8 protein-coding genes are annotated in these 4,797 nt (G+C 31.6%); 5 read left to right on the top strand and 3 right to left on the bottom strand.

The window, feature by feature from the left end:
* Positions 1 to 266: 266 nt before the first annotated feature.
* The gene (locus tag CUN59_RS15440) at positions 267 to 869 is read right to left on the bottom strand and encodes a molybdenum cofactor guanylyltransferase (protein ID WP_104388678.1); all 603 of its coding nucleotides are present in this window, start codon (positions 867 to 869) and stop codon (positions 267 to 269) included.
* A gap of 4 nt (positions 870 to 873) precedes the next feature.
* Between CUN59_RS15440 and CUN59_RS15435 the strand changes: the two genes are divergently transcribed.
* From CUN59_RS15435 to CUN59_RS15415, 5 genes are all read left to right on the top strand, one after another.
* Positions 874 to 1,329, top strand: a complete 456-nt coding sequence (locus tag CUN59_RS15435) for a nitrate reductase associated protein (RefSeq protein ID WP_104388677.1) — start codon at positions 874 to 876, stop codon at positions 1,327 to 1,329.
* Positions 1,330 to 1,544: 215 nt separating this feature from the next.
* The gene (locus CUN59_RS15430; protein WP_104388676.1) at positions 1,545 to 1,973 is read left to right on the top strand and encodes a hypothetical protein; all 429 of its coding nucleotides are present in this window, start codon (positions 1,545 to 1,547) and stop codon (positions 1,971 to 1,973) included.
* Entirely contained in the window at positions 1,970 to 2,392 is a 423-nt protein-coding gene (locus tag CUN59_RS15425; protein ID WP_104388675.1) for a type II toxin-antitoxin system VapC family toxin, read from the top strand. The genes CUN59_RS15430 and CUN59_RS15425 overlap by 4 nt, the downstream gene beginning before the upstream one ends.
* A gap of 196 nt (positions 2,393 to 2,588) precedes the next feature.
* Positions 2,589 to 2,930: a hypothetical protein gene (locus CUN59_RS15420; RefSeq protein WP_104388674.1), complete on the top strand. Its 342-nt coding sequence runs from the start codon at positions 2,589 to 2,591 to the stop codon at positions 2,928 to 2,930.
* Positions 2,931 to 3,025: 95 nt separating this feature from the next.
* Positions 3,026 to 3,367, top strand: a complete 342-nt coding sequence (locus CUN59_RS15415) for a type II toxin-antitoxin system VapC family toxin (RefSeq protein WP_243406963.1) — start codon at positions 3,026 to 3,028, stop codon at positions 3,365 to 3,367.
* A 293-nt stretch (positions 3,368 to 3,660) separates the two neighbouring features.
* On the opposite strand, the gene vapC is transcribed toward CUN59_RS15415, so the two are convergent.
* Together vapC and CUN59_RS15405 are read right to left on the bottom strand one after the other, a co-directional pair.
* Positions 3,661 to 4,080, bottom strand: a complete 420-nt coding sequence (gene vapC / locus CUN59_RS15410) for a type II toxin-antitoxin system tRNA(fMet)-specific endonuclease VapC (protein ID WP_104388672.1) — start codon at positions 4,078 to 4,080, stop codon at positions 3,661 to 3,663.
* Positions 4,070 to 4,363 (bottom strand): UPF0175 family protein, encoded by a 294-nt coding sequence (locus CUN59_RS15405; RefSeq protein ID WP_104388671.1) that lies wholly within the window; start codon positions 4,361 to 4,363, stop codon positions 4,070 to 4,072. The genes vapC and CUN59_RS15405 overlap by 11 nt, the downstream gene beginning before the upstream one ends.
* Positions 4,364 to 4,797 lie beyond the last annotated feature (434 nt).

The raw sequence follows: 4,797 nt of genomic DNA, 5'->3' as shown, positions 1-4,797 counted from the left end.
GGGGACTTTGAAATTCTTATTGTCCCAGAATTGCGGGTTAGGGGGCATTAAAACCTGTACATAGTAGCTTGCTAAGGGGGGACTACAGGATGGTATGATTATGTGCATTTTCATAGAAAATTGGTGTTAAGCACTTATTGATACCCAGATCCCCGACTTGTTTTATTGATTGTGTCCATAAATAATAAATTGCTCATAGAAGTCGGGGATCTTTTTGCCTCACCTGAATTCTTACCAAGTTATTTTAGTATCAGAAGTTTACCAATTTAGGAATGAGAACTATTAAAATTAAATAGCATTTCTGGATCTGTTAGGGGTAATTCATATACATAATAAGATTTTAACCATTGTTGAAATGAACGTCCACCTTGGTGGATATACTGGGTTAATTGTGGTAAACAACGACTACGATAAAAACCACATAGGGGTTGCCAAATTTGATTATTTTTGACTAAAGCTGCGATCGCATTTTCGGGAATTGTGTCTAATTGAGATATCCATGTTTGCAATATTTCTGGGCGTAAATTGGGTAAATCACAAGCTAATAAAAGTACCCAATTTGTGTCCACTATTGCTAAACCTTGCATAAAACCTACAAGGGGTCCATGGGTGCGAGGTTCATTTTCTGTTTCTCCAGTTAAAGGAACTTCTAGAATAAATTGACTGTTAGGAGTGAGTATTTGTTGATAACGTTCTGGCCAGGGAGTAACTACATAAACTTGATGAGTACAAACTTCAGCTATACTGCAAATTAGTTGTAACATGGGTACACCTTGAATATTAATTAAGGCTTTATCCGTACCCATACGAGTGCTTTTACCACCTGCTAGAATAATAGTAGTAAGATCATTATGTAAATTATGATTCATATTTATGATTGAGTTTTTTGAATTTGAAGCAGATTTCATGGATTCTTGGCGCTGTATTCCTATGCGAGTACGCTATAAACTAGATACTTGCGGTATTAAGCTCAAGTTAGCTGAATGGAATCAAATGAATCAAGAATCACGGCAAAATTTAATGACATTACCTTGCGATATAGAAAGTGAAATTGATGCTTATAGGCATTATATTCAAGATTTAGTATGGAAACTAACTGATAAATCTGTGGCAGAATTGCCTATCGATCCTCATCCAGCATGGGAAGATATTAACACTATTCCTGATAGTGTTCAGAAAAAATCTGAGGAAATAGGTGTGAATATTACAGTTGAAGTATGGGCAAGTTTAACTAATTTACAGCGTTTTGCTTTGATTAAATTGAGTCGTTCTAGTCATGAAAATAAAAACTTTTTACCAGCTTTACAAGAGTTCAAGATTTTTGATTAATGCTTGCAAGCTTTCTCTGATTCTTCTATTATACAAACCTTGAGAAACATAAATAGAACGAACATCCCACGATTAAAGGATTTACAGGATGATAAAATATAAAATGGGCGATCGCTAATAAAATTCTATAAATCTTAAAATCATGTAGATAATAATTTTAACTATTTTTAAGTATTATGTTATAATCAATTTAGAGTTATAAGAGTAAAAATATTATGATTTTAGCTGTTAAAAATGCTCTTTCTACAATTGCACCCAAGTTAACTTATGATGTATTGATTGAAAATCAAGCAGATGGTACGGTTAAAGCTACATTGTTAAGTTTACCAGAATGTCAAGGTTTAGGTGCGAATAAAGAAGAAGCTTTAAATAATCTGATTCAACTTTTTCAAGCCCGAAAACCAGAAATAGTAACTTTAGAAATTGAACCAGATAAAACAGAACATCCTTGGCTGAAATTTGCAGGGATGCACAAGGATAATCCTCTTTTTACTGAATCACTAGAAGATATAGGAAATGAAGGTAATGCTTGGGATGTGCTAGAGGCATTAACAGGAACTATTGAAGCACCAAGTGATTGGTCAAGTCAACATGATCACTATTTATGTGGTAATCCTAAACATGACAATGAGATCATAGAATGAATCAGGAACGACTATTTTTAGATACGGTATTTATTCAGGCTCTATTAAACAAGAATGATCAATACCATACTCAAGCAAAAGCATTATTACCAAGGGTGAAAAATCCCGTTGAAGTATGGGTAACAGAAGCCATTTTAATAGAAGTTGGTAATGCTTTAAGTGCAGTGAACCGCACAGCATCAGTTCAGTTTATTAATCAGTGTTATCAAACAGATAATATCAAAGTTGTCAGTGTAGATACACCGCTTCTCATGGGTGCGCTGGAACTTTATCACAGTCGTCAAGATAAAAGTTGGGGTTTGACAGATTGTATCTCATTTGTTGTTATGAAAGAACAGGGGTTAATTTATGCTGTAACGGCTGATATTCATTTTGTTCAAGCTGGTTTTGTGGCTTTATTAAGGAAGTCAGAGAATTAATTTACTCTGAGGATTTTCAGGATATTTTTTGTCTGAATCAGGATGTCCACCGATTAAAGGATTAACAGGATGATAAAATATAAAATGGGCGATCGCTAATAAAATTCTATAAATCTTAAAATCATGTAGATAATAATTTTAACTATTTTTAAGTATTATGTTATAATCAATTCAGAGTTATAAGAGTAAAAATATCATGATTTTAGCTGTTAAAAATACTTCTCCTACCATTGCACCTAAGTTAACTTATGATGTGTTGATTGAAAATCAAGCAGATGGTACTGTGAAAGCGACATTATTAAGTTTACCAGAATGTCAAGGTTTAGGGAATACAGAAACGGAAGCAATAGAAGAATTAGATAAAATTTTGCAAGTTCGTTTAGGAAATGCCAAGATTGTCACTTTAGAAATTAAATCTCCTCAAATTGAAAATCCTTGGATGAAAATAGCAGGTAAGTATAAAGATGATCCACAATTTGATCAAATGTTGGAATATATAGAAGAATATCGTCGTGAATTAGATGCAAATAATGAATAAAAGTAAGTAAAGCAGTGAATAATTTAAGAATACTAGACACTGATCATCTGTCATTATTGCAAAGAGGCAATACATTGATCAGACAAAGATTAAGTATGTTTAATCCTCAAGATATTGCCATAACTATTGTTACAGCTAGTGAACAAATAAGAGGACGGATGAATATTATTAGTAGGGCTGATTCATCAAGTGAATTAGTATTAGCTTATGCTAGGTTAGAGGATACATTAGAAGATATTAATAGTCTGAATGTCCTGCAATTTAGCGAAGCTGCTGGCAATATTTACACTGAATTAAAGACAAAAATCCGCGTTGGTACTCAAGATTTACGCATTGCTGCAATTACATTATCAGTCAATGGAATTTTAGTAACTCGTAATTGGAAGGATTTTGAAAAAGTTCCTAATTTGTGTTTGGAAGATTGGAGTATATCTTAATTTGTATAAGTAGTAAAATTTCCGAATCAGGATTTACAGGATGTTATTTTGTCTGAATCAGGATATCCAAGATTAAAGGATTAACAGGATGTTTTTGAGAAAATATAGGTTGTTGTGAATGATAAAAAATATATTTTTCCCTGAATCAGAATTTATAATCATTAACTATTCACAGAAAACCTACAAATAACAATCCTGTACATCCTAAAATCCTGGTTATCCTGATTCTGCCAACCACAACAAAAAATCTCCAAATGGTGAAAACGTAACTTTATATAGCTTGTGCTACACTATCAGAAAATTTCCCAATCTTCAATTTTTAACCCTTGAACTCGTTTAAATTCCCTGACATTGTGAGTAACTAAAGTTAGATTATTCACTAAAGCAATAGAAGCAATTTGTATATCATTTGAACTAATAGGAGTTCCAGAATTTGCTAAATCAGCGCGAATATTGCCATAATTTTCTGCACATTCATCATTAAAAGGTAAAGAAACAAACTGGTTTATAAAAATTTTTTGCACATTTATAGCTTTTTGAGGATTATTACTACGCATAGAACCATAAAATAATTCAGCTTTGACTACAGAACAAACCGCTATTTTTTCCGGTTCTAAATTATCAAGATGATGATTAATACTAGGAGATTTACCCTTGAGATACATGATACAAACATTCGTATCTAGTAAATAAATTAAAGAATCATTTTTCATTAATAACCTCAATTAAATCATCATCCGTTGCAAAATCAATATCAGCACAAGCACCATATAAATTAAGTAAACCTGCGGAATGAAGAATATTATTTTGGATTAAAAATTCTTTGAGTTCAGTCTCAGCAGGAAAGTTTAGTAAATCTTTTAGTTCATCAAAATCAATTAATCTTTCTCGAAAGGCTTCTAATACAAGATTATTCAGGATTTTTTGTGGTAAATTACTCCATTGATTGATGATTTTCGTTGTGAATTTATCTGGTAAATCAATTGTTACTTGCATAATTAAAAAATCTCTTAACGGTGCTTAGTTAATTATTTTAGCATAAATTTGTTAAAAATTTAATGTCTGATAGCGTAGCAGAGTATTAACAGGATATTTTTTAGAAAATATAGGTTTTTGTGAATGATAGAAAATATATTTTCCTCATAAAATTGTCTGAATCAGGATATCCAAGATTAAAGGATTAACAGGATGTTTTTGAGAAAATATAGGTTGTTGTGAATGATAAAAAATATATTTTTCCCTGAATCATAATTTATAATCATTAACTATTCACAGAAAATCTATAAATCATAATCCTGTACATCCTAAAATCCTGGTTATCCTGATTTGTGACAAGCACAATAAACAATCTCCAAATAGTGAAAATGTAACTTTACCTATTTGTTAATAACTAAAAACTTGAGAGGAATATTATGGCTCTTCCAGACTAA

Source organism: Cuspidothrix issatschenkoi CHARLIE-1 (assembly GCF_002934005.1).
GTDB classification, from domain to species: domain Bacteria; phylum Cyanobacteriota; class Cyanobacteriia; order Cyanobacteriales; family Nostocaceae; genus Cuspidothrix; species Cuspidothrix issatschenkoi.
The sequence above is the reverse complement of the archived record's forward strand: the minus strand, read 5'-3'. Positions and strand labels throughout refer to the sequence as shown.